Origin of the sequence: Paenibacillus periandrae (genome assembly GCF_022458865.1) — a bacterium.
In the GTDB taxonomy this organism is placed as follows: Bacteria; Bacillota; Bacilli; order Paenibacillales; family NBRC-103111; genus Paenibacillus_S; species Paenibacillus_S periandrae.
Genome location: NZ_JAJNMU010000045.1, coordinates 18,694 through 44,423, shown reverse-complemented (window position 1 = coordinate 44,423; position 25,730 = coordinate 18,694). Strand labels below are relative to the sequence as shown.

The 25,730-nt window shown below is 43.9% G+C and carries 20 protein-coding genes and 5 pseudogenes; 9 read left to right on the top strand and 16 right to left on the bottom strand.

The genetic code is table 11. From position 1 onward, the window contains the following. Positions 1-122: 122 nt before the first annotated feature. A pseudogene (locus tag LRL21_RS47410) lies at positions 123-239 on the top strand (SF0329 family protein); the annotation flags it as partial. Positions 240-270: 31 nt separating this feature from the next. Continuing rightward, positions 271-996 (top strand): annotated as a pseudogene (locus tag LRL21_RS42410) (phosphoenolpyruvate synthase); the annotation flags it as partial. Between the two features lie 427 nt (positions 997-1,423). On the opposite strand, the gene LRL21_RS45960 reads toward LRL21_RS42410, so the two are convergent. The 3 genes from LRL21_RS45960 to LRL21_RS42400 form a co-directional block, all read right to left on the bottom strand. Next, on the bottom strand, positions 1,424-1,552 hold the full coding sequence (locus LRL21_RS45960) for a hypothetical protein (protein WP_275901172.1): 129 nt from the start codon (positions 1,550-1,552) through the stop codon (positions 1,424-1,426). 532 nt (positions 1,553-2,084) lie between these two features. Continuing rightward, the gene (locus LRL21_RS42405; RefSeq protein WP_476703994.1) at positions 2,085-3,482 is read right to left on the bottom strand and encodes an MFS transporter; all 1,398 of its coding nucleotides are present in this window, start codon (positions 3,480-3,482) and stop codon (positions 2,085-2,087) included. Then, positions 3,451-4,047, bottom strand: a complete 597-nt coding sequence (locus tag LRL21_RS42400; protein WP_240421786.1) for a dihydrofolate reductase family protein — start codon at positions 4,045-4,047, stop codon at positions 3,451-3,453. Before LRL21_RS42400 ends, LRL21_RS42405 begins: the two co-directional genes overlap by 32 nt. Before the next feature lie 901 nt (positions 4,048-4,948). On the opposite strand from LRL21_RS42400, the gene LRL21_RS42395 reads away from it, so the two are divergent. Further along, positions 4,949-5,260, top strand: coding sequence for a hypothetical protein (locus LRL21_RS42395; protein WP_240421790.1), 312 nt, complete (start codon positions 4,949-4,951; stop codon positions 5,258-5,260). A gap of 530 nt (positions 5,261-5,790) precedes the next feature. On the opposite strand, the gene LRL21_RS46560 is transcribed toward LRL21_RS42395, so the two are convergent. Further along, entirely contained in the window at positions 5,791-6,645 is an 855-nt protein-coding gene (locus LRL21_RS46560) for a reverse transcriptase domain-containing protein (RefSeq protein ID WP_338044770.1), read from the bottom strand. A gap of 932 nt (positions 6,646-7,577) precedes the next feature. On the opposite strand from LRL21_RS46560, the gene LRL21_RS42385 reads away from it, so the two are divergent. Next, positions 7,578-9,281 (top strand): Imm51 family immunity protein, encoded by a 1,704-nt coding sequence (locus LRL21_RS42385; RefSeq protein ID WP_240421785.1) that lies wholly within the window; start codon positions 7,578-7,580, stop codon positions 9,279-9,281. Between the two features lie 417 nt (positions 9,282-9,698). Here LRL21_RS42385 and LRL21_RS42380 read toward each other — a convergent pair. Next, positions 9,699-9,947: pseudogene (locus tag LRL21_RS42380) on the bottom strand (NUDIX domain-containing protein); the annotation flags it as partial. An 860-nt stretch (positions 9,948-10,807) separates the two neighbouring features. Next, positions 10,808-11,467 carry a TetR/AcrR family transcriptional regulator gene (locus tag LRL21_RS42375; protein ID WP_240421783.1) on the bottom strand — a complete coding sequence of 220 codons (660 nt, stop codon included), beginning with the start codon at positions 11,465-11,467 and terminating at the stop codon, positions 10,808-10,810. Between the two features lie 197 nt (positions 11,468-11,664). On the opposite strand from LRL21_RS42375, the gene LRL21_RS42370 reads away from it, so the two are divergent. Further along, entirely contained in the window at positions 11,665-12,612 is a 948-nt protein-coding gene (locus tag LRL21_RS42370) for an SDR family NAD(P)-dependent oxidoreductase (RefSeq protein ID WP_240421782.1), read from the top strand. Positions 12,613-12,684: 72 nt separating this feature from the next. Next, positions 12,685-12,813, top strand: a complete 129-nt coding sequence (locus tag LRL21_RS45955; RefSeq protein ID WP_275901171.1) for a hypothetical protein — start codon at positions 12,685-12,687, stop codon at positions 12,811-12,813. A 216-nt stretch (positions 12,814-13,029) separates the two neighbouring features. Here LRL21_RS45955 and LRL21_RS42365 read toward each other — a convergent pair. After that, positions 13,030-13,906: pseudogene (locus LRL21_RS42365) on the bottom strand (IS110 family transposase). Positions 13,907-14,291: 385 nt separating this feature from the next. On the opposite strand from LRL21_RS42365, the gene LRL21_RS42360 reads away from it, so the two are divergent. Further along, entirely contained in the window at positions 14,292-14,702 is a 411-nt protein-coding gene (locus LRL21_RS42360; protein ID WP_240421781.1) for a copper amine oxidase N-terminal domain-containing protein, read from the top strand. A 156-nt stretch (positions 14,703-14,858) separates the two neighbouring features. On the opposite strand, the gene LRL21_RS42355 is transcribed toward LRL21_RS42360, so the two are convergent. From LRL21_RS42355 to glnQ, 5 genes and pseudogenes are all read right to left on the bottom strand, one after another. Continuing rightward, positions 14,859-16,040 carry a cation:proton antiporter gene (locus LRL21_RS42355; RefSeq protein ID WP_240421780.1) on the bottom strand — a complete coding sequence of 394 codons (1,182 nt, stop codon included), beginning with the start codon at positions 16,038-16,040 and terminating at the stop codon, positions 14,859-14,861. 108 nt (positions 16,041-16,148) lie between these two features. Then, the gene (locus LRL21_RS42350) at positions 16,149-17,309 is read right to left on the bottom strand and encodes a cation:proton antiporter (RefSeq protein ID WP_240421779.1); all 1,161 of its coding nucleotides are present in this window, start codon (positions 17,307-17,309) and stop codon (positions 16,149-16,151) included. A gap of 178 nt (positions 17,310-17,487) precedes the next feature. Beyond that, entirely contained in the window at positions 17,488-17,766 is a 279-nt protein-coding gene (locus LRL21_RS42345; RefSeq protein WP_240421778.1) for a hypothetical protein, read from the bottom strand. Positions 17,767-17,784: 18 nt separating this feature from the next. Further along, positions 17,785-19,065 (bottom strand): ArsB/NhaD family transporter, encoded by a 1,281-nt coding sequence (locus tag LRL21_RS42340; RefSeq protein WP_240421777.1) that lies wholly within the window; start codon positions 19,063-19,065, stop codon positions 17,785-17,787. 1,185 nt (positions 19,066-20,250) lie between these two features. Continuing rightward, positions 20,251-20,337 (bottom strand): annotated as a pseudogene (gene glnQ, locus LRL21_RS42330) (glutamine ABC transporter ATP-binding protein GlnQ); the annotation flags it as partial. A gap of 505 nt (positions 20,338-20,842) precedes the next feature. On the opposite strand from glnQ, the gene LRL21_RS42325 reads away from it, so the two are divergent. Next, positions 20,843-21,064, top strand: coding sequence for a YolD-like family protein (locus tag LRL21_RS42325; RefSeq protein WP_338044771.1), 222 nt, complete (start codon positions 20,843-20,845; stop codon positions 21,062-21,064). A 188-nt stretch (positions 21,065-21,252) separates the two neighbouring features. On the opposite strand, the gene LRL21_RS42320 is transcribed toward LRL21_RS42325, so the two are convergent. Both LRL21_RS42320 and LRL21_RS42315 read right to left on the bottom strand, forming a co-directional pair. After that, positions 21,253-21,675 carry a hypothetical protein gene (locus tag LRL21_RS42320; protein WP_240421774.1) on the bottom strand — a complete coding sequence of 141 codons (423 nt, stop codon included), beginning with the start codon at positions 21,673-21,675 and terminating at the stop codon, positions 21,253-21,255. Positions 21,676-22,391: 716 nt separating this feature from the next. Next, on the bottom strand, positions 22,392-23,210 hold the full coding sequence (locus LRL21_RS42315; protein ID WP_240421773.1) for an SDR family oxidoreductase: 819 nt from the start codon (positions 23,208-23,210) through the stop codon (positions 22,392-22,394). 118 nt (positions 23,211-23,328) lie between these two features. Here LRL21_RS42315 and LRL21_RS42310 point away from each other — a divergent pair, with 118 nt between their 5' ends. Then, the gene (locus LRL21_RS42310; protein ID WP_240421772.1) at positions 23,329-23,913 is read left to right on the top strand and encodes a TetR/AcrR family transcriptional regulator; all 585 of its coding nucleotides are present in this window, start codon (positions 23,329-23,331) and stop codon (positions 23,911-23,913) included. Positions 23,914-24,541: 628 nt separating this feature from the next. Here LRL21_RS42310 and LRL21_RS42305 read toward each other — a convergent pair. Next, positions 24,542-25,147 (bottom strand): hypothetical protein, encoded by a 606-nt coding sequence (locus LRL21_RS42305; RefSeq protein WP_240421771.1) that lies wholly within the window; start codon positions 25,145-25,147, stop codon positions 24,542-24,544. A 64-nt stretch (positions 25,148-25,211) separates the two neighbouring features. Further along, complete coding sequence (locus LRL21_RS42300) at positions 25,212-25,697, bottom strand: GNAT family N-acetyltransferase (protein WP_240421770.1); 486 nt, start codon at positions 25,695-25,697, stop codon at positions 25,212-25,214. Positions 25,698-25,730: the final 33 nt, after the last annotated feature.

Below are 25,730 nucleotides of genomic sequence, written 5' to 3'. Positions count from 1 at the left end.
TTTCATAAGTATTATGTCATCCGTACTCATGTCGCAGCTTTCATGAAACGGGTTAATCAGAGCCCTCTTGAATTGATTGATCGGCTACTGGTTCGGGCGTAAAGATTTTCAGTTCAATCTATATAGCTTTGGTAGACAGAAGAGTTGGAAAAAAGCGAGTATTAAACCTAACCGAGAAGATGAAGCTCAAGCATCCCATTGTGCAGTATTTTTATGAATTACGACTTAGCACGTTATGAAAATAATAATTCATGCTTTGAGGATGACTAAGATAATCACGTCTATGTATCTGTCGGACATCAACAAATGATGACTGATCCCATAAAACCATTGGGACTGTCTTTTTTCCTGTTAACGACTCCTGCACCCATGCGTAAAGCCGGTGGAAGGTTGTTCGTTGATGTTACACAAATGCTGGCTACACCTGTCAGCAGAGAAACTTTATTGAATACCATGGGACAACACGATCCGCTTATGAAAGACGCACTCATGACCATAATAGATCGAGGAGATTTTATAAAATCGTCACCAGATGGAGACAAAGTACCGAGTCCCATTAAAAGCAATAAAGATATATCGTCTACTGATTTTCAAGCGCAAATCGAAAACGATCCGACGATCGTTTCGGATTTGATTAAGAATAGTCAAACATCGATGGAAGTGTTAAAACAAAACATCCAAACGAAATCAGGATCAGATTTATTTGATTTTATTCTGGAGGATATCCAGCAATTAAAGAAGATTTTATTTGACCCACAAAGTTCGCGTGTATTTATGACTGCTATGGATGCTTCATCATGGATCAATGAATACATGAACAAATGGTTTGGTGAAAAAAACGTAGCAGATACGCTTTCTCAATCTGTCCCAAACAATAATACTTCGGAAATGGGTCTGGAACTATTGGATGTCGTAGATGTGATTCGTCCTTATCCAGAAGTAATTGATTATTTGCAGCATGTAAAAGAGGATAACTTTTTGGCCAAGCTGATCAAAGATGGGCAACGAATTCGCGTGCATGGTACGGAAGGGTATATCGAAATATTGTAATGGCTGAGTACGCCAAAAGAGTCATTTATATTAAAACTGAACCGCCTATAATCAGCCTTGTCGAATTACGGCACAGGGTTGATTTTTTTAGCTTCTAAGGAAATTCCGACGAGCGCTTGGTGGAGAAAATAAGTAATTTTGTGGAAAAAAAGCAAGTCAGAAATTTTTTTCTTTTTACATATTCACAAAACTCGTATTTTGTACATATGTATATATTACGATGTTAACCATTGTCTGTCATAGGTTTCGATATATTGTTACACATTATATTGGTTGTTTTTTTCGAGCACTTAAAAAAGTTCTCCATTATCACAACTTATTTGATCAGATATTTGAACTTATCTATAAGAACTTATTAAAAAAGCCAGCCATGTCAAGTGGCCGACTGCTTACGATCCAGCAACAGGCCGCCGATTATACCGATAGCCTGAGTGGCGCTATCGTTCCACGTTGACGGAATATCGGCCGCCAAATGGAAATCGTAGTGTCCTTTTCTAAACATCCAATGCCTTGAGTTCTAATCTTACAGAAAAGGTATACCCCATTGACTCTAACAACTTCATAGCTTCCTTATCCTGTTCATTAACCAGCGTACTCGTCAACAAAACTTAGATATTATTATATAGTATTTTGTACATAAGTCTTTATGGAAGCACACGTTCTGTTTTCTTCTGTTGATCGAAACAGCACGATTAACTTCCGTCCTTTTGAAATAAAAATTTTAATATTGAACTCTCTACGAACGATTCAGGTATTACCTATACCTATATCGAACTCGATATACTTTAATTAGGTTACCTCTGCCCTTACTGATAACTGCCCATTCCATCTTACCACATCTTGGAACTATAATTCCCTTTAATTCAATGAACTCAAAAAGGAGCTACTCTTGCGGCAGCTCCACGCTATCGTTCCTCGTTACAATAATCAGAACTACTCCCTAATTAAATACTTCGGTCGTCAAATTAATAGCCCGAAACATGATCGAATGCGTTTGTAATGATATTGGTGCGCACTACATAAGCTCTTCAGTTTTACGATGTCGTCCCTGCCGCTGCATGTTCAGCCAACTTTTGCTGACGGTATTCGGTTTGCAGCTGTCGATAACCCTTCATTAGGCACGAACAGACTGCAACGATAAGCAGCGCTGTACCAGTATATACTAGAGCCGCCGGGATACCGAGCTGTTTTGCCATCCAACCGCCACCTACCACGCCGATTATCGTACAGAGGTTCACAATTGCGAACAGAAGTGCAGAACCACGCCCGACGAGCTCTTTAGGCAGCTTCATCAGGAAGGTGGAACTGAGCGGCACATTGTACAGCCCTTGGGACAGACCGGTAATCACGCACCAGACGTATACCGGCAGCAGTCCGTTCTCCTCCCTCAGGAAGATCAGAGACTGGACGATGACTAACGCGATCCCGAATAGAGTGATCGCCGCCTGCAGGAGCAATCCCGGTCCAAGGTAACGTCTCATCAGCTTCGGACCAATCAGCGCCCCAGCGATCGCTCCGATACCAAATAACGCTTCCAGCAGGCCGAAGTGGAACGCCTCTGCGTGAAATTCTTGCAACAGTAAGGCGTTATAGTTTGTAGTGAAAATCCCGAGGGTTACCATCACCGGAATCATGAGGATCAACAGGTATCGTAAAGAAGACTCCCCCATCGTCCCTTGAATTCCTGCCTTCAACGCCGACCAATAGGTCTCTGCTGGCTTAGCTTGCGATTGGGCCAGGGTCTGATCTTCTTTCAATACGCCGATATTGCCGATCAAAAGAGCCGAGCAGAGGTATGTACCCGCACTGATCGCAAAAATGATTCCTGGATTGTCGATCACCAGCAGGAGGCCGGCCAACATGGGCCCTACAATGTTGATCGTCTGAACGGTACTCTGGAACAAAGATATGGCCACCGGAATGCTGTGATTTCCGACAATGCGCCTCACCGATGCGATGCGAGCGGGTTCAAAGACCGACTTAGCCGCTCCGTTGAGCAGCACGAGGAGCAGAAGTAGCCAGGGTGAATGGGTGATAAAGATCATGCACAAGGCTAAGATCATTCGTATGAGGTCTGCGCAGATCATGATCAACCGTTTAGGAAAGCGATCCGTCAACGGACCGACGAAGACGCTCAAAACCGATGGCACCAGTTGGGCAAAGATGACGAGTGCCAGCATCAAGAGATCATCAGTCAAATGCGACATCAGGTAGATCACCGCTATCCGAACAATACCGTCGCCTAGAAAGGCGATTACAACGGCCAACCAATATTTAATGTACGTCTTATCCTTGAGAAGCTCGAGCAATGAGAAATCACTCCTTTGAATTTCTTGTCTTCTTTTTCTTACATTCCAGCACGCCGAACTTGATGTTAGCTGCCTGACACTGCGCGAATATTCATAAACGTCCGGTTGTGATTGCGCCTGCACGCTCGTAATTCACGACAATAACGCCATTCGGGGCGACTGTGCTTTCCGTCACCTTGAATGCCGCCGGGATCGTGCCATCAGCAAACAACCGCTTTCCACTGCCCAACGTTATAGGAAATATCATCAGCCAGAACACATCGACCAAATCATGCTTGATCAGCGTCTGAATGAGATCACCGCTTCCCCAAACGTGCAAATCTGGCCCCTGCTGTTGCTTGATTTGAGTGATTTTTTCCGCAATATCTCCACTTAAAAACTCGGACGGCTGCCATTCGCTAGATGTCATGGTGTTCGAGGCGACGTACTTGATTGCCTTATTGGCTCCCGGCCATACGTCTGTATGTAGAGGCCAATACGCTGCAAAAATTTCATAGGTTTTGCGCCCTAACAACAGATCGAACGGCATGTTCATCTGCCTTCTCAGGAGCGTTCCAACGATCTCGTTAGCATATGGCGCTGACCACCCGCCATATGCAAAGCCGTCGCTGATATCTTCGTCTGGCCCGCCTGGGGCTTGTATGACACCATCAAGGGATACATGTTCAAGCACAATAATTTTTCTCATAATTGAGTTCCTCCTAAATCTGGAGTACTAACTGACAACCCGCAGATCATTTTCCGATCTTGGCGAATGCCATGTCTTTGAAGCGTTACTCTTGTTTTTTGATTACTAGTTTCCATTTTGAATGACCTCACTCGATTATTGTTTTTTATTCTCATTATTTTAGACGAAGTTCGATTGCAAAATTCATCGGTCTAATTAATAACTGTTATAGTCATTTTAAACGATCCATGCACACTGCATCACCTAGGCCTTACGCTTAATGGCCCATTGAGCAACGCAAACAGATTCGATAATTGGGGGAGGCTCCTATGAGTGTCACCTTTATTTAATCCCAATAGTGGTGCCTGCCTTTCCATTTATCATACGCTTGGTTCAGTTGTCTTGTCGGGAATGGGCATATGTTCTTGTCAATTTCGGGAATGAGTACAAGTTCTTGTCACGAAGAATTGACAAGAACTTGTACTCATAAAAAACAAAAGCCGCGATTTACGCGGCAATTAATGGGCCAATGTTCTTGTCACCCGACAGTTGTCGGATGATGTCGGATGACAAGAACATTACCCGATAACTGACAAGAACATTGTCCGATTAGCCGTATAAAGGACTCCAGTTTTACGATAGCACTGGGAGACACAGAGTTTTAATTAGTATAGCAAATTCTAGAGAATCAATATTGCTAAAAGAGGCATTTTATGACAACTTATCAAGTAATAGAAGATACTCATTGAATAAATTTAATAACCAGTTATTGTGTTACAGGGTATTTAAGGAGATAAGAAACTGCATAATCCATAATGCAGGCTTGTGTAGCACTGAACTTTACGACAATATTAATCTATTTTCAAGCTTAATTACAGTTCCCACAGATCTTAATGTAAGACAATTATTTAACATTAGTGCTATGAATATTGGAGATAAAATTAATCTTGATCTATTTGATGTTGTTGGCTTATCAGATATCATCATTAAAATGATATGGACAATTGATACTGAGTTATCGAAATCTTTTATATCAGAACAATGGTTTATCAGCCAATTGATAAGTGGAAATTCAAAGCACTATCCCAGAAATGACACAATTGTGCTAAAAAAAAATCTCCGCAAAACAAAGAGTTTTGTACAAAGTTTAGAATTTCCTAAACTTTGTAAGTCTGGTCGAATCTTTTTGTATATTTGTTCTCTGCCTTCTTTGGTAAAGAGCGAAAGACCTTGACTAAAGCCCATCGTATTCTTTGTTTTCACATTGGCTAGAGGATACAAATAAACATCAGCTACTTTAAATGTCCTGTAACCCAAGCTGTAAAATTTACTGTACGTTGGCGGTGGGTTTGCAGGATGTTCGTATTTCCCGATTTGTTTGAGACGATTGTACATGAAAGCTCGCAGATCGTAGGCAAGACGTGAGAACGCAACACTAACATGTGTTGCCCGATTGAAGTAATTGTGAATTCCTAATACAAAACTGTTGAAGCGTGCAGCGTTTAGAGCCGTTGGAGAAGTCCTCATTCTGAGGATGTGTTTCTTAACCTCGGCTTTAATTTTCTGCCTTTTGTTCGCTTTAATTCCTGTGTGGGCTACTCGCTTTTGACCCTTCCTGTTCGCTCGGATTGTAAACCCAAGGAATTCCGACTCTCGTTTTCGCAGATTAATGATTTGCGATTTCTCCGGAGAGACATCGAGTTTCAGGCGATCTTTGAGATACAGAATTACCGCATGATACCACCTCTGGGCCGATCTCCAATCTCAACAAATGATTTTGAAGTCGTCGGCGTAACGCACCAGATAGCCTTCTTTCAAACTTGACCGTATTTTCGCAGCCCTTTCGCCAGTTCTTGATTTGAAAGGTTTTCTCAGCGGAAAGAGTTCCCATTGACCTGCAACCCAGTGATCTAGGTCATTTAGTACAATATTCGAGAGCAGTGTTGACAGTAAACCGCCTTGTGGTACACCTTTTGAAGGTATTCCTTCCCCCTCGATTTCAGCTTTTAGCATTTTAGAGATGCATGCTAGAACCCTTCTATCTTGGATACCCATGTTCCAAAGTTGCTTCACGAGCAAGGTATGGTTGACGTTGTCGAAGAAACCCAAAATGTCGATGTCTACTACATAATGCATCGACGCCTGATTAATGAGAAATTGGACTCTTGCCATGGCATGGTGTGTTGATCGAAGGGGTCTGTAGCCATAGCTATGGTTGTAAAACTGGGCTTCAGCTATGGGCTCAAGGACTTGCTTGAAGCACTGTTGAATGATGCGGTCGAGGATGCATGGGATGCCAAGCGGTCTCATTTTACCGTTATCTTTCTCGATAAGCTTCCGTCTGACATTCTTGGGGCGATAGTTTTGCAGTTTGTTTTGGATTTCACTCACTAGTTCGTATTCGGGTAGTTGTTCAATGTCTTTGATGGTTAGTCCATCTGTTCCTGGTGTCTTTGATCCTTTATTGGACTTCATCGTACGGTAAGCCAGCCATATATTTTCTCTGGATGTGACGATCTCATACAGATGTGAGAAGGTTTCTTTGCTTGCTGATCTTTCGTGCAAATCTGTAAAGGCTTCCGTCATGCCGTAATACTCCCAATTTCGTAAAGCTTGCACTGTGGCATCCCTCCTTGACGAAGCGACGTCCCCACATTCCTACCTGATCGGTGCAATTCACGTATGGAAAATGATCTTTCTTTTCAGTTAGACTTGGGGCTATTCCTCCACCTCAATTACAGAGGCTTCGTCAGTCGTGCCCCTACCCTCACAAGGATAAATGCATTTCGGCCAGTGCCTTATAGCAACCGTTTCGGGTAACAGCCCTTCTTGCAGCGTCCCTTGCTTTCCAAGTCCCTTACAGCCTAGCTATCTTTTCTGGACTTAGGTGCTCCCTCTAAGCCTGTGAGATCGATGCCGCCATAGTTCGGCATAGCGTATTTCATAGAAGAAAGTTTTACTTTACGCCACTCACCCCATCGTATGATGGTACATATGTTTCCATATGCTCTAACTTTAGACCTGTACATTCGGAAGTTCGTCAGTTCGCTTCTGTGCGAGCATTCTCACCATATCCAGTTTCTCAGCCGCGCGACATATCCATTGACATACCTTTTTTTTCTCGAAATGGCTCTAGCCTTCGTTCTGTCGAATCTACCTGTACTTCACACCTCATGTTCTGTTAAACATGACACACGCAGGAGTATTGGCGGGATGGTTTCAGGATACTTGGTTCCGTCATTCCCATCCTCGGTCGTAAAGTTGAGATTACTCGTGTAATCTCCTGCTTTTCGCACTATGTGGTGCTTATAGCAGAACTTGTCGTACTTCTTCGTTAGCTGAATCAAATATGAATAATACCCGCCTTTTTTAGGGCACTCAGGACAGATAGAACCGATAATGCTGAAACCACCAGAGCTATGCCCTGGAGGTTCTGCGCGTAATGACGGTAAACATTTCCATTCAGCCTTCTCTCTGGTAAAATAGAAAAAATCATATTTTCACTTGGGAGGCAGGCGGCAACGATGGAACAAGAGCTAAGCGCACAGATAATGAAATGGCACGAAGATAATGAACACCAGCAGATCGTAGACACTCTGATGAAGATTCCTCCAGAGGATAGGGATTATGACATGATCAGCAGCATGGGTCGGGCTTATAACAATCTGGGTTTGTATGAAAAAGCACTGGAACAGTTTGCTTTTATTGCTGAGCAGGGAAAAAATGATCCGTTGTGGTATTTTCGCGTAGGCTATTCCTATTATTATATTAAGCGGTATGAGGAAGCGGCAAGTGTGCTAAGCACCGCGCTGGAGCTGGATCCTGGCGATCAGCATTCAGCTAGATTGCTAGACTGGAGCCATAGCAAATGGCAAAAACAACAAAAGGCTGAATCCCGGTTCAGACTCAGTAAACAACAGAAAGGCCCGGGAGCGATCCCTTTTGAAGGTATGGATCTCGACAGTTTCTGGGAAGACAGTAGCTATGCCAGAGAACAATATGTCTCTGACCCACCTACGGATGAGCTGATTTCTTCTGTAGAAGAAGAACTCGGCTACAAGCTACCAGCAGCCTATATCGCTCTGATGAAGCATCAGAACGGGGGCGTTCCCCATCATACATCCTTTCCGACAGATGAAGCTACCTCTTGGGCTGAGGATCATATTGCTATAACGGGAATTATGGGGATCGGACGCGACAAAAGCTACTCTATCTGCGGTGATCTCGGAAGTCCGTTCATGATCGAAGAGTGGGGCTATCCGGATATCGGCGTGGTAATCTGTGACTGCCCTTCGGCAGGGCACGATGTCGTGATGCTGGATTACCGTCACTGTGGGAAGGACGGCGAACCTGAAGTCATCCATGTCGATCAGGAAGATGATTACGAGATAACATTCTTGGCACCGGACTTCGAGACGTTCATCCGCGGTCTGGTGAATGATGAGGATTACGACACTTCTGAAGAAGATAAAGAGAACGATCTTCGCAAAGTGGCTGAAGGAAAATTCTCTCCACTGCTCACGGAACTCTGCGGTCAGGCCTCTGAGGTGGAAGGGCTGGAGTCCAAAATACGCAGCGTCTGTACCCGGATCGTCCAGGAGAAGAGCCATTTCTCATTTCATGCGGATGAGCGGTCTCATCTCATGTACGATGTGCAGTTCTGGCTATACACCAATGCTTACCCGATTACCAGCCGTCAGCAGTATCTGGATACCTATGATCAAATGATCGCTTTCGGCGGCGAATTCGGCCAAGGAGGGTACGCTCCCGGCTTCATCAGCGATTGGCTGGATGGGCGGATCGGGGAAGGCCTTATCGTTCAGGAGAACGGAGTCCTCCGCTTCACGGACGAGGCACGCAGTGCGGTGATAGCAAAGCTTTCAGCGGAAGCTGCACAGGCACTGGCAGCTGCAGGAGAAACAAAGGATGTGGCCCCCTTTATCCTCGTGGAACAGAATAATGGCGGCAAATCTGTCATTCTGACGGTCGGTAGCTATTTGACCGAGCTATTCGACACCCGGGCGGAGGAGGGGTTCGAAGGCAACGGTTACGATTGGGCTTCACTGGCGGCGGTGTTTTTGAATGAGCGGATGCCGGAGCTCGCGAACACGATTCATTTTGACCCGGAAGCAGATATGTTCTGTGCCCACTCGAGTAATGGAGCCGCTGTAGAACAGTTCGCATGGGCGTTCAAATCTGCCTGTGAGGATGAGGTGCTTATTCACGATCTGTTCACTCGCGCAGAGTTGGACTGAGCTAATGTTAAGGGGAATGTAATCCGGACCGAAACTATAGAAAATCGCGAATCAGTCGGCTGATTTCTTTTGTAGGTTTCTATAAAGTTCATACTCATTCCGTAGCTCTAGTTTATCGATTAGACTTTTTTGAGTTACTCCAAACTTGTAAAGAGAAAAGTATAAATTCTTTTGATATATTGCCATATGTAAGTGATTCGACTCCTTAGCTCTAAGTATTTTTGTTTACAAAGCTCCAACAGATCTTCAAATGATAAAATATTATAATTCATAGTTACAGTTCCCTCTCCAAAAAAGAACAATCCTTACTTGATTTTATTTCACTCTACTGCCCTTAGCTGAGCGAAGGGGCTATCGCGCGGCAGCCCTTCGGAGTTGAACTATCGTTACCCCTAGCGCGATGATAAATTTGGGCAGTTAAAAAGTGCGGCTTGCTACTTGTACTTGATACTCCATTGCGTCTAATGCCCTTATTCGTTGAACCTCACTTAATTCCGATAAATGCATCCATTTATATTCAGAATGTTCAGAACTAAGTATTATTTCTTCATCATTTGGAATGGAACAGCGAAATATTCCAACTTGTGCATTGAGTCTACTATGATAATAAAATCCCGTTAAAACCACATTCTGAACTTCTATTCCAAGTTCTTCACGACATTCACGATATAGCGCTTGGGAACAGCATGCCTAAAATCAAACACACATTGAGTCGTCTCAACTTTGTTCCTCCTGCTTGTACGTCTTCTTTTTGTCGAACCAGATTATATGAATTCAGACTATTAGTCCGGGTAAACAAGCGTACCAACGTATACTTATAAATATATCCTATTGATCAAATAAATTGAATTGTTCATTCAAAACAGAATGTATCACCCGAATCAACCATATAAGCGGATTGGGCAATTGTAATTGATGGGCTTCTATTACTCAGCCATCGGCATTTCCTTGATTGCGTATTATGTTAATGTACTCTTAAATAAGTAATTTTAACCAAATAATACTCTGTTTTGATAAACCTTTGATAAACTCCCTGTAACCTTCTCGTTGTGGCAAGAAGTCAGGGACATCGGTATACAAAAGAGGGCTTCCTGCTTTTGAATTGGATAATCGTCAGCTTTTGAAAAATAAGTTTTAGACTGATTTTTAAAATGAGACAGCGGCGGACCAAGACTGAAAAATAAAGTCTTAGACTGCCGCTGGTATCATTAAACTAACGTTCCCGTTAACGCAGAACGGGAAAGATTTCAATGACTTGTTGAGAATAAGGCACCAATGTGCATAAGTTTTCGTGAATTGCGTAGGCTACTAGATGGTCTTACACTTGAACAAAGAAGCGCTCACAAGGAAGTAACAGAACGGACACTATTATGAAAAAAGCCATCTTTACTCTCACGTTTGACTATGGTGCCGCAATCGGAGTTTTAAGAGGTTCTGACACCTAAATTTGGGCTAAAACAACGGGACAGACCTAACCTTTGTCGATTACTATAGGGTTTTGGCAACTCGCTTGAGAGAGTACCGTTTTATGGGTTAGCTTGGCTCCGTCCCTTTTTTGCCATTTCCACGTCCTGCGGGTTGGTCGCAAATGAAAATACATAAGCGTAGGCCGTTTGAAGGGCAATTTTGAAAGGACGGGTCGATTTGCGGGTCTTGGTTAAGAGCTGCCCTCCCTGTAGACTGGTTATAACTGCACAAGCTAGTTCAGCCGGGTCAGTCTCGGCCCGAAGATCACCCCGCTCTTTCATCTTGCTAAATCCATCAATAAAGTACTGCTCCCATTCATCAAAAGAATGCACCAGGGCCACCCTGGCTGTCTCGTCCTGGTCGGCTAGTTCGCTAGCCAGTGAACCGAGCGGGCATCCTCCCAAGCTCTCGCTGCTTTCCTTTAAGTCTATAATCGTCGTTCTCCATTTCTCCAGGTTTTCCCAGGTGTCCAGATGTTCCAGGAGAGGCAGTTGCGCACCCAGCACATTGACGGTTTGCCGCTCAATAACCGCCAGGACCAATTCTTCCTTATTAGCAAAATAGTGATAGAGCTGGCTTTTACTGACAGAAGCTGCGACCCTCATATCGTCCATACTGGTACCCCGGACGCCTTTTTCGTAAACAAGTTGGGCTGCCTGATTCAGAATACGCTCTCTACTGTTCTGCCCGCGTGAAGTTAAAGACCCGTTGTTTGGCATAAGCTTTCTTCCCTCTTCCTTTCTCATTCTTGTTGCAGTAATCTCCTATCCTGAAAGTATAGCACGATTTTCAACAGTATTATACCATGCACTGGACTATTGGGTCCATTAATGTTACTATGGACTAAGTAGTCCATTTTGCATCACACACAGTTCAAAATCAGCAAAGCAACCCTAACCTCAGAAGGAGAATACACATGGAACATTCGATCGCACTCGTCACAGGCGCCACCTCCGGGCTCGGTTATGCGGCAGCCCGCAAGCTCGCCATCGAGGGCTACCGCCAGGTCATCGTCACCGGGCGCAGCCTGGCCCGGGTTCAAGAAGCGGCCGCTCAACTCGCGGCTGAGACCAAGACACAGGTTTTCACTCCGCTGGAGCTGGATCTGGACGCACCGACCAGCGTTCAATCCGCCCTCGCCGAGCTGGTCAAACGAGGTCGGCCGGTTGATTTCTTGCTGCTCAATGCGGGGCTGGTTCCCTTCAAGCAGCGCGAGATTACCGCGACGGGCATCGAGGCATCTCAGGCCCCGCTCATTGGTCATCATGAACTGACTGTCGAGTTGCTCAATGCCAACTTGCTAAGTCCCGACGCGCGGATTGTTATCGCCGGCGCGGAGCCTGCCCGAGGGGGCGTGCCCATGTTCAAATACACCGACCTGCCCGCCTTCGCGGCCAAATACCATCAAGGCGACCGAACCGCCGCTGTTGAAGCCCTGATTCGCAACGGGCCGAACGTGAAGTACGTGCCCAACAATGCGTATGCCGACGCGAAGCTGATCATCGCTTGGTGGGTCGCGGCGTTGGCGCGCCGGCTGCCGTCCGGCATGGCTGTGTACGCTGTATCGCCCGGTGGGGCGACCGCCACCAACGTGAAGCGAAGCGCTAGCCCTCTGTTGAAGTATGTATTTATCCCAATCGTGAACCTCATTCCCGGCATGAACCAGACGCCGGAGACCGCGGCCAGTCGCTACATCCAGGCGTCGGAGTTCGGAACCGACGTCTCAGGGCAATTCTTCGCCTCGGCCAAAGGGAAGTTCTCAGGCCCAATCGAGGTGCAGCTCGAGCCCCACCTCCACGATCGCGCCAACCAGGAAGCCGCGTGGCAAGCCGTCGTCAAGGTCTCCGGCGTCGACTTGTCTTAGTGTCTCCGGGGACGACTTGTCTTATCGTACTAAACAGTTCACAATCAGCTAGGCGTCGCAAGGAGAGTTCGCATGGAACGGTACGAAGCGAAGCGGGCGGTGATCATTGGCGGCACGAGCGGCATAGGGCTCGCGACGGTGAAGATGCTGAAACGCATAGCGGCGTACGGTATCCTCAATTACTACGTAAGCGTCAAATAGCCCCTTATCCGGAATTCCGGATAAGGGGCTATTGACGCTTACGCTTCCTGATCTCAGGAGCCCTCTTTTGTATAGAATAACTTGAACCAACGACCCCTTCACTCAGCTACCCTGAAAATCAAATGCACTGAGTAGCTAAAAATTGCAGCACGAAACTAAGCGCGGCTAGTGTGTGTTTTTTTAGCTGCGCCTACATTCTAATATGGGGTGGTGGTATCATGATGCAGCGGGGTTGGATATTGTAACAGTAAAGCCCAAGTTTTCGAGCCTTCGCACAGATTGTTTAACGATCATCTCTTGCTGCCTCGTCTCAAAATAATTGGGAACCCAAGTCACGGTAATTCTCGCCACGCGTAAGCAGGTAATAAGCGATCGTCATCATCGAATGGGCAACCGCGATGGCCGCACGTTGCCTTCCCTTACGGGCTGCAATACGTCGGTATTGGGCACCAAGATAGTTGTCCGACCCTCATATGGATTGGGCCGCTTCTGTGAGAGCTGCTCGGAGATACTTGTTCCCCTTACGAGTCTTGGAAGGCTTGCGTTTACCGGCACTTTCATTATGTCTGGGAACAAGTCCGATCCATGAGCAAAGGTGAGCTGCACTTGGGAATCGGGCGCCTACATCCGTTCCGATTTCAGCAAGGATTTGTTCAGCGGTGCGACGAGCGATCCCAGGGATGGTTTCCAGTCGATCCAACTGCTCCTGAAAAGGGTCTAGACGTTTGGCTACCTCCGTATCCAGATCCACGATTTGTTCATTAAGAAAATCGATGTGAGTCAGCATCGCTTTTAACATGAGACGTTGATGGGCGCTCATGTTACCGCGAAGCGCTATGTGCTGAGCATTGACGACAAGAAATTCGATATCCTCGGCCTCGAGCAGGTTGACGATTGGCTTCCAGAAAACACCTGTACTTTCCATAGCCACATGGCTACAACCACGCGCGTTGATCCAGTCGATTAGCTCCATCAGGTAAACCGTGTGAGTACGAAACGTTTTAATCTCCTTTCCGTCCGGTGTAACGATACAGGCCGTGATGGACTTCTTGTGAACATCAAGTCCGCATGCTCGTTCAATGAGTACTTCCATTAAAAGTCACCTTTCTACGGCAATGAAATTGCGGGCTGGTGCAACAACCAAATGGGTTATTCTACCCTACGTGCTACCCCTAAAGGGTGCGACAGTCCGTGGTGCACCGTGGTCGTCGGAGTCAGACTAACGGATGGGTTCGCGACACCATAGCTGAACGACCTTCCTCGCCAGCCGTAAGAAGTATATCGTCAAAAACGAGCCCCATTTTCATCATCTGTGATGCCGCGAAGCGCGGCATGGGGGGCTACCGGGCAGCTTTATTTAATAAGGAATACTCTATATTTTGTAAGTTTTTTGTAAGATCTCTGTTAGTCTTTCTTAATATTCGCACGCTACCTTTAGTTGTAGAAATACATGACCAACACTAAGGAGGAACCGAATTATGAAAACATGGAAAAAAACAATGGTTATTTCACTAGCAGCTTGTACATTAGCCATTCCGAGTTTCGCTAGTGCTGAGGCAATGATGATGAAAAAGTATGATTACAGCACTGTTACAACGATGATGAAGGATGGTGCTGAACTGGCTCCACTCCGTCAAATTGCCGAGTCGCTCGGATTTAAAGTAACTTGGAATGGGGAACCCCGGTCCATTACTTTAACGAAGGTGATGATGGAAGGCAAAGGAATGATGAATAATATGATGGCGAGGGGTGACACCTTCGTGCTTCAAATCGATAGCAAGACCATTAAGGTTGGTGGTATGGACGAAATGCTCATGTCTGCACCTTCGATTATAGATGATATGACCTATGTGCCAAAAGCATTTATTGATACTTATTTGGTGAAATAAAATCATACTTGAACGTCTCCATGGCTACTCAGCTAGTGGTCATGGTTTTTTCTATAACAATCGATATTCATGCTTTTGTAAACATGTTGTCAAAATTAAACCGGGGGTGTGAAGTAAGAGAGTAGATCGTGGCTAAAAAAATATTCTGAATCAAATTTATTTAACTCTTAATATTGAGACCAATTTACCCAGTGTAGTACCCTGGACTAATAGAGAAAACACCACATTGCTGAAAGTCATGGCTAATAATAAATCGCGCCCTTCAAATGAAGGAGATACACCCAATATCAGAGCGATAGACAGTGAACCTTTCAGACCTCCCCAAGCAATGATAGGCTTCCATGCGCTTGGAATATCGCGGTCCATCGTTAGACTTACATAGACTGCAATAAATCTTGAAATGAGTACGATGAGGATACTGCCACCGATCTCAAACCACTTATCTGCGAAGTTGATATTTGATATTTCCAGACCGACCATCAGAAAAATCAACGCATTGGCAATAAAAGCAATCGTTTCCCAAAAGGAATCCATTTTCTCATGGGTCATATCGGACATGCCAACATTTTTTCCGTAGGTTCCCAGTAAAAGACCTGCGAAAACCACAGAAATAACACCTGATAAGTGAAACAACTCTGCAACTTCAAAGACCCCATAAAATAATACAATAGAAAGACCTATTTCTACTAAGTAGTTATCAATTCTAGAAGTGATTCTGGAGGCAATAAATCCGCCCACGATACCGATGATCATCCCACCGAGAACTACTTTACCAAATTCTAATGTGCCGCTCGTCACGCCTGACATACTTAATGCTGTGGTCGCCAAAGCGATTTTAAATAAAACAACAGCAACACCGTCGTTAGCCAGACTCTCTCCTTCCACAATTACCGATAGTTTCTTATTTAATCCCATGGATTTGAATATACTTAAAACAGATACAGGATCTGTTGCTGCCATTAAGGCTCCAAACACTAATGCTTTTTGCAGGGAAAGACCTAACAACCAGTAGCATAGCCCTCCTATAAGTACAAAGGTCAACAGTGTTCCTAATAAAGAGAGTAATAATATAGGCCTCTTATTTGCTCTAACTTCTTGAAAATGAAGCTTGAGTGCGGCGTCACCAATCAAGGCAGATAAAAAAATGAGAATAACCGCTGTTTGGAACACCTGATCCGACGCTACATATACTTTCAAATCATGTAATGCCGGAATCGGAATAAGTCCCAGCAATAATCCTGCGACGACAAGAAGAGTGGGATAAGGTTGTTTAATCTTATCTGCCAAATAAGCAATAGCTACTGCAATAGCAAGTAAAATAAGCCAATAATGAATCATATAAGCCTCCGTATCAACATGTATTTAACCTATCGGTATACAGGCAGTCATCGTGTATCCTATCTGATTGTACCTGTTCAGCAGCAGTTTTTCCCTTAATAAACAGAACTACTCCTTTCTCTGCAGTTCCTGCCCCTTTATACTCGTTTTACCAAACATAAACTTCATCATTGGCGGTGTTACCAGAGTGGTTATCAAAACAACGACAACCATAACGGCAAACATCTCCTGACTTAACAAATTCGCTTCAAGCCCCATGGACGCAATGATTAAAGCTACTTCCCCGCGGGAAACCATTGCAGCTCCGATTCCTAATGAGTTCCTCCAACCGAATCCAGATAACCGGGCTCCAATGGCAGATCCGATGAGCTTGGTAAGTATCGCCAGCATGCTTAATCCCACGATCAGACCGATATGATTACCAATCCCGATGAATTCAGCAGACACTCCAATTGAAGTGAAGAATACAGGAACAAAAATCGAATAACTAATCGTCTCCACCTTTTCGAATACTTCGTGCTTGTATTTCGTGAGACTAATGGCAATCCCGGCGATATAGGCTCCTATGATGGCAGCAACCCCAGCAACCTCAGCCAGGTACGCATACATAAAACAAATGATCAAGCCTGCCGAAATAATGGCTTCAGTAACCCGCAAAGGGGCAAATTTATTTAATAACCATGGGACTATTTTCCACGCTATAAATATGGCTACAACAAAAAAAATGACTTTTTTGAGTACAACAACTCCCAAATTCACATCTCCGCCAGCAAAGCTCATCACAAATGCCAATACAATGATGACCAGAATATCATCGATAACCGCAGCACCCAAAATCGTTGTGCCTTCTCTTGATTTGAGCTTCCCCATTTCTTTAAGTGCTTGTACGGAAATGCTGACACTTGTTGCAGACAGCAGTAACCCTAAAAATACGGACTGGAGCTGGGGAAGCTCTAACCAGATCCCTGCTAAATAACCCAAGGAAAAAGGTACAATAATGCCTGATATACCCACATAAGCCGAAGCTTTACCCGTGCGTTTAAACTCTTCTGTGTCCGTTTCCAGCCCTGCAATAAACATGAGTAGAACAACACCGATTTGACTAATTTCTTGGAGCATTTCTGTATTGGATACAACACCCAGAACCGTAGGTCCCAGTACTATACCTATGAGTAATTTACCCAATACAGAAGGCTGACCCAGTTTCACACTAAGATCTCCAGCGATTTTGGATGCCAGTAAAATGATCGCTAATTGAAAAATAAGCATGTAAGTTCCACCTTTCTAATTAAATGTAGGATGTGCATATATAGTTAAAAAAACGCAAAGAAGCCCGTAATACCACAACTGCTGAATCGCAATGCTCTGGTGACAGGCTCCTCCATGGTTTTCGCTATTCGATTTTCAAGTAATGAGTTACTTTAAGCTGCTGTTGCGCTTGAAATGCTTAGGTCCATTGTACACTTATTATCAAACGGTGCTTCATGAGAGAAAGAATAAAATCCGTATAGTAATCCTGTCTAACAATGAATTGATACTCACGATTCAAAAACGCATAGAACAAAACATCTGTGATGACATGATTATGTTCAAAATCATGTTGGATTTCCTTGATCCGCGTATCCAACACCTTATCCCCAACAACACGTATGTGAAATTCAATATCTTGACCATTTGCTACTTCACTGATTTCGATCTCTTTGTCATCGTACGTATAGGTTAACATAGGTTAGAGTCTCCTTTGCTACATCAAATATCTAAAATAAATATAAAAGCTGGAGAGCACAATCGAAAGGATCATTAATGGAAACCCGACTTTCAGATACTTGACAAAGGTAATGGGGTAGCCTTCTTTACCAGCCAATCCGGCAACGATTAAGTTGGCACTGGCCCCAATCAATGTACCGTTGCCACCCAGACAAGCGCCCAAAGCAAGACTCCACCAGAGAGGCTCCAGATGAGTAACTCCCATATTGCCCATCTCATGAATCATGGGTATCATCGTTGCAACGAAAGGGATATTATCAAGAAAAGCAGAGGCAATCGCACTTAACCAAAGGATCAGCATAGAGGCTGCCACCATATTGCCACCCGTTAACTCAATGGCTTGTGCAGCCAATCTGGCTATCACACCCGTCTCCACAAGTCCGGAAACAAGGACGAACAATCCCACAAAGAAGAATAATGTGGTCCACTCCACACTGTGGAAAGCATGCTCAAGCATTCGTTCACCTGTCAACAGTAGAAGCAGAAATGCACCCGCTAACGCAACCGTAGCTGATTCCAGATGAATGCTCTGATGCAGAAAAAAACCGATAATGGTTATACCCAGAACGATCAGACATTTCCTAAGCAGCTTAGGATCTGTAATCATCGCTCTTTCATCCATCTCCATAATACTTTGCTGCAGTTCCGGTGTAGACCTGATCTGTTTCCTAAATAAGAGGATAAACAAAGGTATGTATGCCAACATAATGATGACCGCAATGGGAGCAAGGTTATTAATAAATGCCATAAATGTGAGCTCTTTTACCGAGCTTCCTATCATAATGTTGGGTGGATCCCCTATCAAAGTAGCCGTCCCGCCTACGTTTGACGCGATGATTTGAGTAATAAGGAAGGGAAGCGGGTTTATACGCAGCTGCCTTGTGATGCTCAGGGTAACAGGGACCATAAGAAGTACGGTTGTGACGTTATCCAAAAATGCTGAGCTGACTGCTGTGATAATAACCAGAGCTACCATGATTTTAACGGGTTTTCCTTTTGCTGTTTTGGCTGCTTTTAATGCTACATATTTGAAGAGTCCTGTTTCAGCTGTCACCCCCACAATAATCATCATACCAATTAGCAAGCCAAGCGTATTAAAATCAATGTGATGCAGTGCTGTTTCTTGATTAACAATACCCAAAACGATCATTAAGATAGCACCGACCATGGCTATGATCGTACGGTGGATTTTCTCGGAAATGATAATTCCATAAATAATCAAGAAGATTCCAATTGCCCAAATTGCCTGTTGTTCCATATTTTCCCCCAGTTATTTATTTCAAAATAGCCAAAAGCAGCATGAATGGCTATAAAAACACAAAAAGAGCCCTTGGTGACAGGCTCCTCCAAAAATCCGATCTTATGAACATACATTTACTATACCTGTTTTTAGAAGCAAAGTAAAGAAAACGACTATCTTAACAATAACTTAGTTATGGTACAATATAGTCAGTTTTTCGGTACATGGAGGAAGCGCGAATGCAGGATCTGGATAGAGCTAAAAAATACTCAAATATTTTAGAATAGGAACGGCCTGTCTAGTTTTAGGGATAGGGATCATAAATACTGCATTCTTACATTCGAATCAAACCGTTTATTTATTTACACAATCTCTTTTTGCACTGCTAATCGTACTTTATATTTTTGAGCTTATTATAAGAAACAAAGGAAAATGAACTCAAATCATGAATATCCCCTGTAAATATTCCCATAATAGAAACATGCAACTTTCAAAGGGGATTCGGTTATGCGCAATAGGTTTTCAAGAAGCATGATCTTGCTGCTTTTTTTGGGATTATTTTCAACCCATTTCACGCTTAGGTCTCTGGCAAATGAAATTCCGCCGATGGCTGAAAAGGTACTGCAAGAGTTTGCTCAAAACAATGGTCAATTGACTGAGGTTTCATGGAATAACGAAACACAGACTCCGGCATTACTTCGGGGTCAATTTACACAGCCATCTCACCATTCGTTGATATGGATCGCCTATGAATCAATTAATCGTTTAAAGTCTCTCTATGGCCTCAGTAACGCTCAACGCGATCTAAAAGTAATAGAGATCGGGGATTCCACATTAAATAACAGGTTCGTTCGCTTTCAGCACATGCTCTTTAAGACGCCTGTTTGGGGTGACGAGCTCGTAGTTGAGATTGACCATAAGGGTATTGCACACAAGATTTATGGTACGATACACCCTAAATTAAACCAGAAACTCTTTAACAGGCCGATGATTGCAGCTGTATCAGAAAATCAGGCCATACGAATTGCCCTTGGATCCTTAGCTGAATCTTTATCCAGTATCTCTCACACGGAAGCAACCAAATACTATCTTCCTACACGGAAAGGGATTCCTTTGGTTTACGTAATAAAAATTCAATTTAATGATCCAGAGTTAAAAGAGCAAACCATTCTTGTTCACGCGCTTACAGGAAATGTAGTTCCTGCGAGCAATAGCCACACGCTGCTTCTGTCCTCCGGAAAGCTGTGAAGGGTAAGCATCCATTTTATCAATCAGACCTACCTTTTGAAGCATTTCCTTCGAAAGAATGATAGCCTCTTCCTTAGTTAAGCCTAATACATGGATCGGACCTGCCGAACTGAGGGTTCCAATTCATCTATGTTTCATGGAGGGGTACTCATACTCTAAATACATGCCCTTTACTTCGTTCTTTACCTTTAAATGTGATGATCGTCATTCTTATTGCAAATATCGACAAATTATTAACGAGGCTGGTCGGATAGTGCGTGGGGCCACTTTTTTATATTCGTCCAAAATTTGTTTAAATTCTTCCTCCTGCGACAGCCCAAGCGAAGCGCTGCGCGCTTGTTAGTGTACGAGCTCCAGCGATTCAACCGACTTATTAGAGTTTGCTGAGAACTGCATGAGATGATTTCAGAATAAAAAAAAGCCCAACGGATTACCCCCGTCTGGCTATTTGTCTGTCGCTAAAGTCTAAATCCCACCAAGATTTGTCTATTTCGTCTTGAGTCTACGATTTTAAAGCAAATACGGAGTAGCCAACGTTCATCATACTATCGACGGGATCCTGCGGTCAGCACTCGCTTCAATATTGCCGGTAACGATTACGATCTATAATGAGCAGGGTAACGAGAACATAACCGGATATGTAATTGAAATCGATTCACACCGAAAACGTATTGGAACTGGGGAAAACGGACGCGGCGATGAATGTTGGCGCTGGATTCCGTTCGATGACATTATAGGGGTTGAATTTGATCATACTGACGGATACTGAACGGAAGTTACAGCCGATTTGCTACATTTTACGGCAACAGATGGGTGCAGTTCTTCTTTCCTATCTGTTCATGGGTGCACCGTGCACTTAAAAACCGAATGTAAACCTCATCGAAAGAGAGCGCGATATTGAAAATTAGTTCTTCTCTATTTTTGACTGAAGGCCTTAAGGAGGAAGCTACAGCTAATTCAAGTGATTCGCCGCGCTTGGCCGGAAGAAGCAATCCCATTTTTTAAGAACTGACCTCCGAAATGCTGAATATATAGATAATTCAAAAAACACAAGTTATCACATACCATAGTTTCATCGATAAAGAGTTCTCCTATTGATATCCCTCCACGAACAAGCCATCCAACACTGTCTGTAACCGCTAAGCATTGGAAATTTGAAACACAAAATAATAGTGCTCTTATATCGAGCAGTCTTTTCTCCGGCTGTTCTGACAGCTTCTTGACAATAATAATGTTGTCGGAAAATATCTTGAACTGAATATCACTGTAGCCATCCATAGCTGTTCGCTTATCCATAGAATGAGTATACAGGTTATGAAGCTTATTCATTGCAAGCTTTTGTCCCTCGTACCCATGCTTCATCCTTGCTGCAATCCCCAAAATATCCAAGTATGCAACGATATGCTGAGAAGTCTCTCTATCATACTTATCTACACTACCTCTAACGAGCATCAGTATCTCCCCTTCGCAAAATTTCGTCTTGCATAAAATAGAAAAACTGTTACAGCAATTTCACGCAATATAAACCGGAATTCCCAACTGCTTCCTTATACTTTAGCGGGAAAGTACATCACTTTCAAGAATCAAGTAAACAGCTAGTGGTGTACACTTCTGCGTAAATAAAAGCCCAAGCGCCAACAGCGCCTGAGCTTAGTCTAATAGGTAAATGCGGCTCTAATAATTTATTTCCTGATAAGCGACACAACATTCAACATGAGTAGGGTGTGTAAAGTAGCTTATGCCTTTCCGAATCTGCATAACACGCAATTTTGGCAAAAACCGACTTGTGATGCAAGGCTCTAAACTAAAAATAGAAACTACATTTCTGTCATTCTGAAGGAAACGTTTGGTGGAAAATAGGGGACTCGAACCCCTGACCTCTTCGTTACTTGCGAAGCGCTCTCCGCTTAGGGGTATTACACACCCAAAGCCAATTTTAATTTACGTTTAATTAAATATTAAACATAAAAAGACTCCTGCTTAGTTGGGCAGAAGTCTCAAAGCAGGTTTTGGTCCATACGGCAGAGTGGTGATCTTGTATATCGGCTTGACGCCGTACTTACAATCTTGTAGTTGCTCGGATGAGTCCTCACGTTTTATCGGAAAGCATCGATGTGGTCCTTAACGAACTGTCTGAACGTGCGTGCCGCTTGCCCTGTTACTTCCATTACCGTATTTCGAATGATTCGTTGTGCGGTTGCAGCTTTCCTAACTCGGAGAACGGAGTCTACCTTTTCCTCAGGCATATACTGCTTCATTTCTTCCTTAGCCACCGACTCGGTGATATTGTCGAACTCGATCGACTGCTGAAGCACCTCTGCGATCGTCTGCACCTGATCTGCGGGAGTCAGGAGCTCAGGACCGGTCAAGGTGTAAATCCGACCTTCATGACCAGCGGATACAAGCGACTCTACAACTACGGCGGCAATATCCCTGGGGTCTATAGGAACAAGCCCATCGTTGCCGTATGGCGCGCGGACTCTTCCCCCAAACCGTATAGTGTCTGCCCAATGAAGCGCGTTCGACATGAAGGGTCCCGACCTCAAAATAGTGGAAGGAATACCGGATTGTCGGATCAACTCCTCCATACGCGCATGCATGCGAGTAATAGGGTTATCTGCACCAAGCTCCACCGCACTGGAAGAGAGAAAGATGAGATGCTTAACGCCAAGTGCCCTTGCAACCTCCGGGAATGATTCGTCGCCTGGAACCGCGATTAGGAAAGCCTTTTTGACTCCCAACAACGCCTTGTTCATAACCGCAGGATCGGTCAAGTCCCCGGCAATCACTTCTACGTCTACAGGCCAGGAATCGCCGGGATTCCGGCTCACCACTCGAATTCGGTGTCCCCTGTCATGTAATTGCTGTGCAACCTCCTGCCCTACATCGCTCGAAACTCCGGTAATCAAATTCATGAATACAGCCTCCTTAATTCAAAGATCGTTCTAAAAATGAATGTAAGTGTTCACTTGCATTTATGATGCTACATAATTATAATTAGGATGTCAACTAAAATAAAGAGGTGTTTCAACTTTGAGTAAATCCAGTACGAGAGACCGTATAATCGATACGGCATTGGCTATTTTCTCCGAAAAAGGGTACGAGGCTGCTTCCACGAGAGATATTGCCGGGAGAGCTGGAGTGAATGAAGTTACGTTATTCCGGCATTTTAGAAATAAAGAGAATTTATTCAGCGAGGTTTTGAACGCCAAATTTCCGACTTCCCTCCTGTCGGACGAAGTTAATCACCGATTGACCGGCCGATTGCGAGAAGATCTGACTTTCCTGGCGCAGAACTATCTGGAGATTCATTTGAAGAATCTCGATTTCATCCGAATCGGCCTCATGGAAGTTCCGCACAATCCCACTTGCGCGAGTATAGTACGGACCATTCCGGAACGTTTGGAGGAGCACTTGGCGAATTATCTGTTGGACTTGGCAGCCAGACATGTGATACGGGACGCGAATTTTAAGCTGCTGGCTCGAATGTTCTACGGACAGTTGTTCCAGCACGTGATGTTGATCTGCAGCTTCGGCGACGATTCCGGCACTCTGAAAGCAGAAAGGGATGAATTAATAAATACGTTGGTAGCCATGTACGTTCAAACATTGGTCTGAAAGGCTACCTCCCTCCACTCGATGCCTATACTTCGAAGCTTACTCCCTTCATTACGTCCGCGCGGGACGCCCCCCTTTCAGTTGTTCGCTCCCCCGGTGAACATAAAAAAACGCCACTACGTTATTATTCGTAATGACGTTTTTTTATGGAGCCTAGGGGGATAATCGAACCCCTGACCTCATCGCTGCCAGTGTCCGCCGCGTGTTATTTCTGGTTATTGGAAAGTCTCAGAACCCTTGTCCTGTCTGGGTTTTCGGCGTTTTGTATTATCTCTGGTTATCATTAAATCCGGCTAATTATCGGCATTTTGTTACCGGATTGTTACCGCGAAGTTACCTTTTTGACGTCCCCTCTTTGCTTAAAGCTTTCCGTTATAGAAGCGCGGAGAACCGTATCACAGATAGTGGTAAAGCAGAGAGTTGAAGTAGTGGTGGACTTAAAGGTCTTCAATATTAAGGTTTAGTTTGCTAAACAATGACCGAGAAAGCAGTTGCTCGCTCGGTCATTGTTTGTTTTCCGCGAAGTGATTAACTACCTCCCTTCGGTTGCTGTACTCATCATTGAAATCGGAACAAGAACAGTTCAAATTCCAATGATGAGTCGTAGAATAATTACCCGGACGGGTATCTATTGTTTTAAAGGGTATTGTATTGTTATATCTTCTAAGTCTTTTAATCCATCGTAATAACAATAATTATGGTCTGCCCCGGCTATACATAAAATCCGTTGTCCTGGATGTCTTTTGATTGTATTCCTGATTCTTTGCACCATAATCTGGTTTCTACAAATCCACCTAAAGATTTGCGACTCAGTATTGATATCGTACAGCCATTTGTATTTTTGTCTTGCAATGTCGTCATATTGCTTAGAATTGAAAGGAATAGGAGTAGCATTCCATACTCTTTTTTGTTGTTCAAACCAATCCGCCAATTTGTTCTGAAATGCTTCCCTCTGTGTTCCTTCGAATTTGAGAAAGGGGTCAAAATCATTCCAAACATCTAACTCAAACCAATCTACTGGTAAAAATACTACACTATTCTCCTCGCAATAAGGGAAAATCCAGTCATAGTATATATCCTCCGCCTCTCCCCAGAAACCTCTTTTAGTTTTATCAGACAAGTAAACATTCCATGTGTTTGGATGTACCTCACCGCAAATGACATCAGGGTTAAATTCTGTTATAAGGGTGGCGTATAAATCTATGGTACAATCGTATCCCTCAATACCATACATTGAACCTAATATTCCGACTATGGTCATATTCATTTCATTCCTTTAATTTAGTATGTAATGATTTCTATCGAAATACTTTCTCATAGATATCGATTTGATTTTTGTGATTGTCAAAGCCACTGTTTATTTTATTAAAGCCATGTTTATTCCAAAATGATGCCCCTTTAATGTTCCCATTTTGAACACATAACCTGACTCTATTTATTTTGCGTTCCTTTAGTTTTTCTTCCAATAACTCTATGGCAATCGTCCCGATACCATTCCTTTCATGCTCATTATGGATTATTAGTAGTCCAATCCAAGTGCAATTATCATGTGGATTTTGAGGGAGATAAGTAACTAAGCCAACATGTTCGTTATCCTTCTTCAAGTGAAACAGCTTTTCGCCATATTCGACATTCTTCTGGTTTTCTTCGATGATATCTTCAACAGTTAGCAATTCCTTCCCAACTACTAAACGGTTGAACAAGGGTTGTGAATTCATAATCGCTTTTTGGATCTCCAAGTTTTCACTGGACAAAGGATTACTCACTGGTATTAAGCTAATCAAGTAGTACACCTTCCTTATCCAATTGTTTAGTAA

Excerpts from the sequence above, each read along its gene's own strand:
- LRL21_RS45960 (WP_275901172.1), bottom strand. The coding sequence starts at position 1,552 with ATGTTTAGAAAAGGACACTACGATTTCCATTTGGCGGCCGATATTCCG.
- LRL21_RS42400 (WP_240421786.1), bottom strand. The coding sequence starts at position 4,047 with ATGAGAAAAATTATTGTGCTTGAACATGTATCCCTTGATGGTGTCATA.
- LRL21_RS42395 (WP_240421790.1), top strand. The coding sequence starts at position 4,949 with ATGAATATTGGAGATAAAATTAATCTTGATCTATTTGATGTTGTTGGC.
- LRL21_RS42385 (WP_240421785.1), top strand. The coding sequence starts at position 7,578 with ATGAAATGGCACGAAGATAATGAACACCAGCAGATCGTAGACACTCTG.
- LRL21_RS42375 (WP_240421783.1), bottom strand. The coding sequence starts at position 11,467 with ATGCCAAACAACGGGTCTTTAACTTCACGCGGGCAGAACAGTAGAGAG.
- LRL21_RS42370 (WP_240421782.1), top strand. The coding sequence starts at position 11,665 with ATGGAACATTCGATCGCACTCGTCACAGGCGCCACCTCCGGGCTCGGT.
- LRL21_RS45955 (WP_275901171.1), top strand. The coding sequence starts at position 12,685 with ATGGAACGGTACGAAGCGAAGCGGGCGGTGATCATTGGCGGCACGAGC.
- LRL21_RS42360 (WP_240421781.1), top strand. The coding sequence starts at position 14,292 with ATGAAAACATGGAAAAAAACAATGGTTATTTCACTAGCAGCTTGTACA.
- LRL21_RS42355 (WP_240421780.1), bottom strand. The coding sequence starts at position 16,040 with ATGATTCATTATTGGCTTATTTTACTTGCTATTGCAGTAGCTATTGCT.
- LRL21_RS42350 (WP_240421779.1), bottom strand. The coding sequence starts at position 17,309 with ATGCTTATTTTTCAATTAGCGATCATTTTACTGGCATCCAAAATCGCT.
- LRL21_RS42345 (WP_240421778.1), bottom strand. The coding sequence starts at position 17,766 with ATGTTAACCTATACGTACGATGACAAAGAGATCGAAATCAGTGAAGTA.
- LRL21_RS42340 (WP_240421777.1), bottom strand. The coding sequence starts at position 19,065 with ATGGAACAACAGGCAATTTGGGCAATTGGAATCTTCTTGATTATTTAT.
- LRL21_RS42315 (WP_240421773.1), bottom strand. The coding sequence starts at position 23,210 with ATGAATTTGATTACCGGAGTTTCGAGCGATGTAGGGCAGGAGGTTGCA.
- LRL21_RS42305 (WP_240421771.1), bottom strand. The coding sequence starts at position 25,147 with ATGTATGGTATTGAGGGATACGATTGTACCATAGATTTATACGCCACC.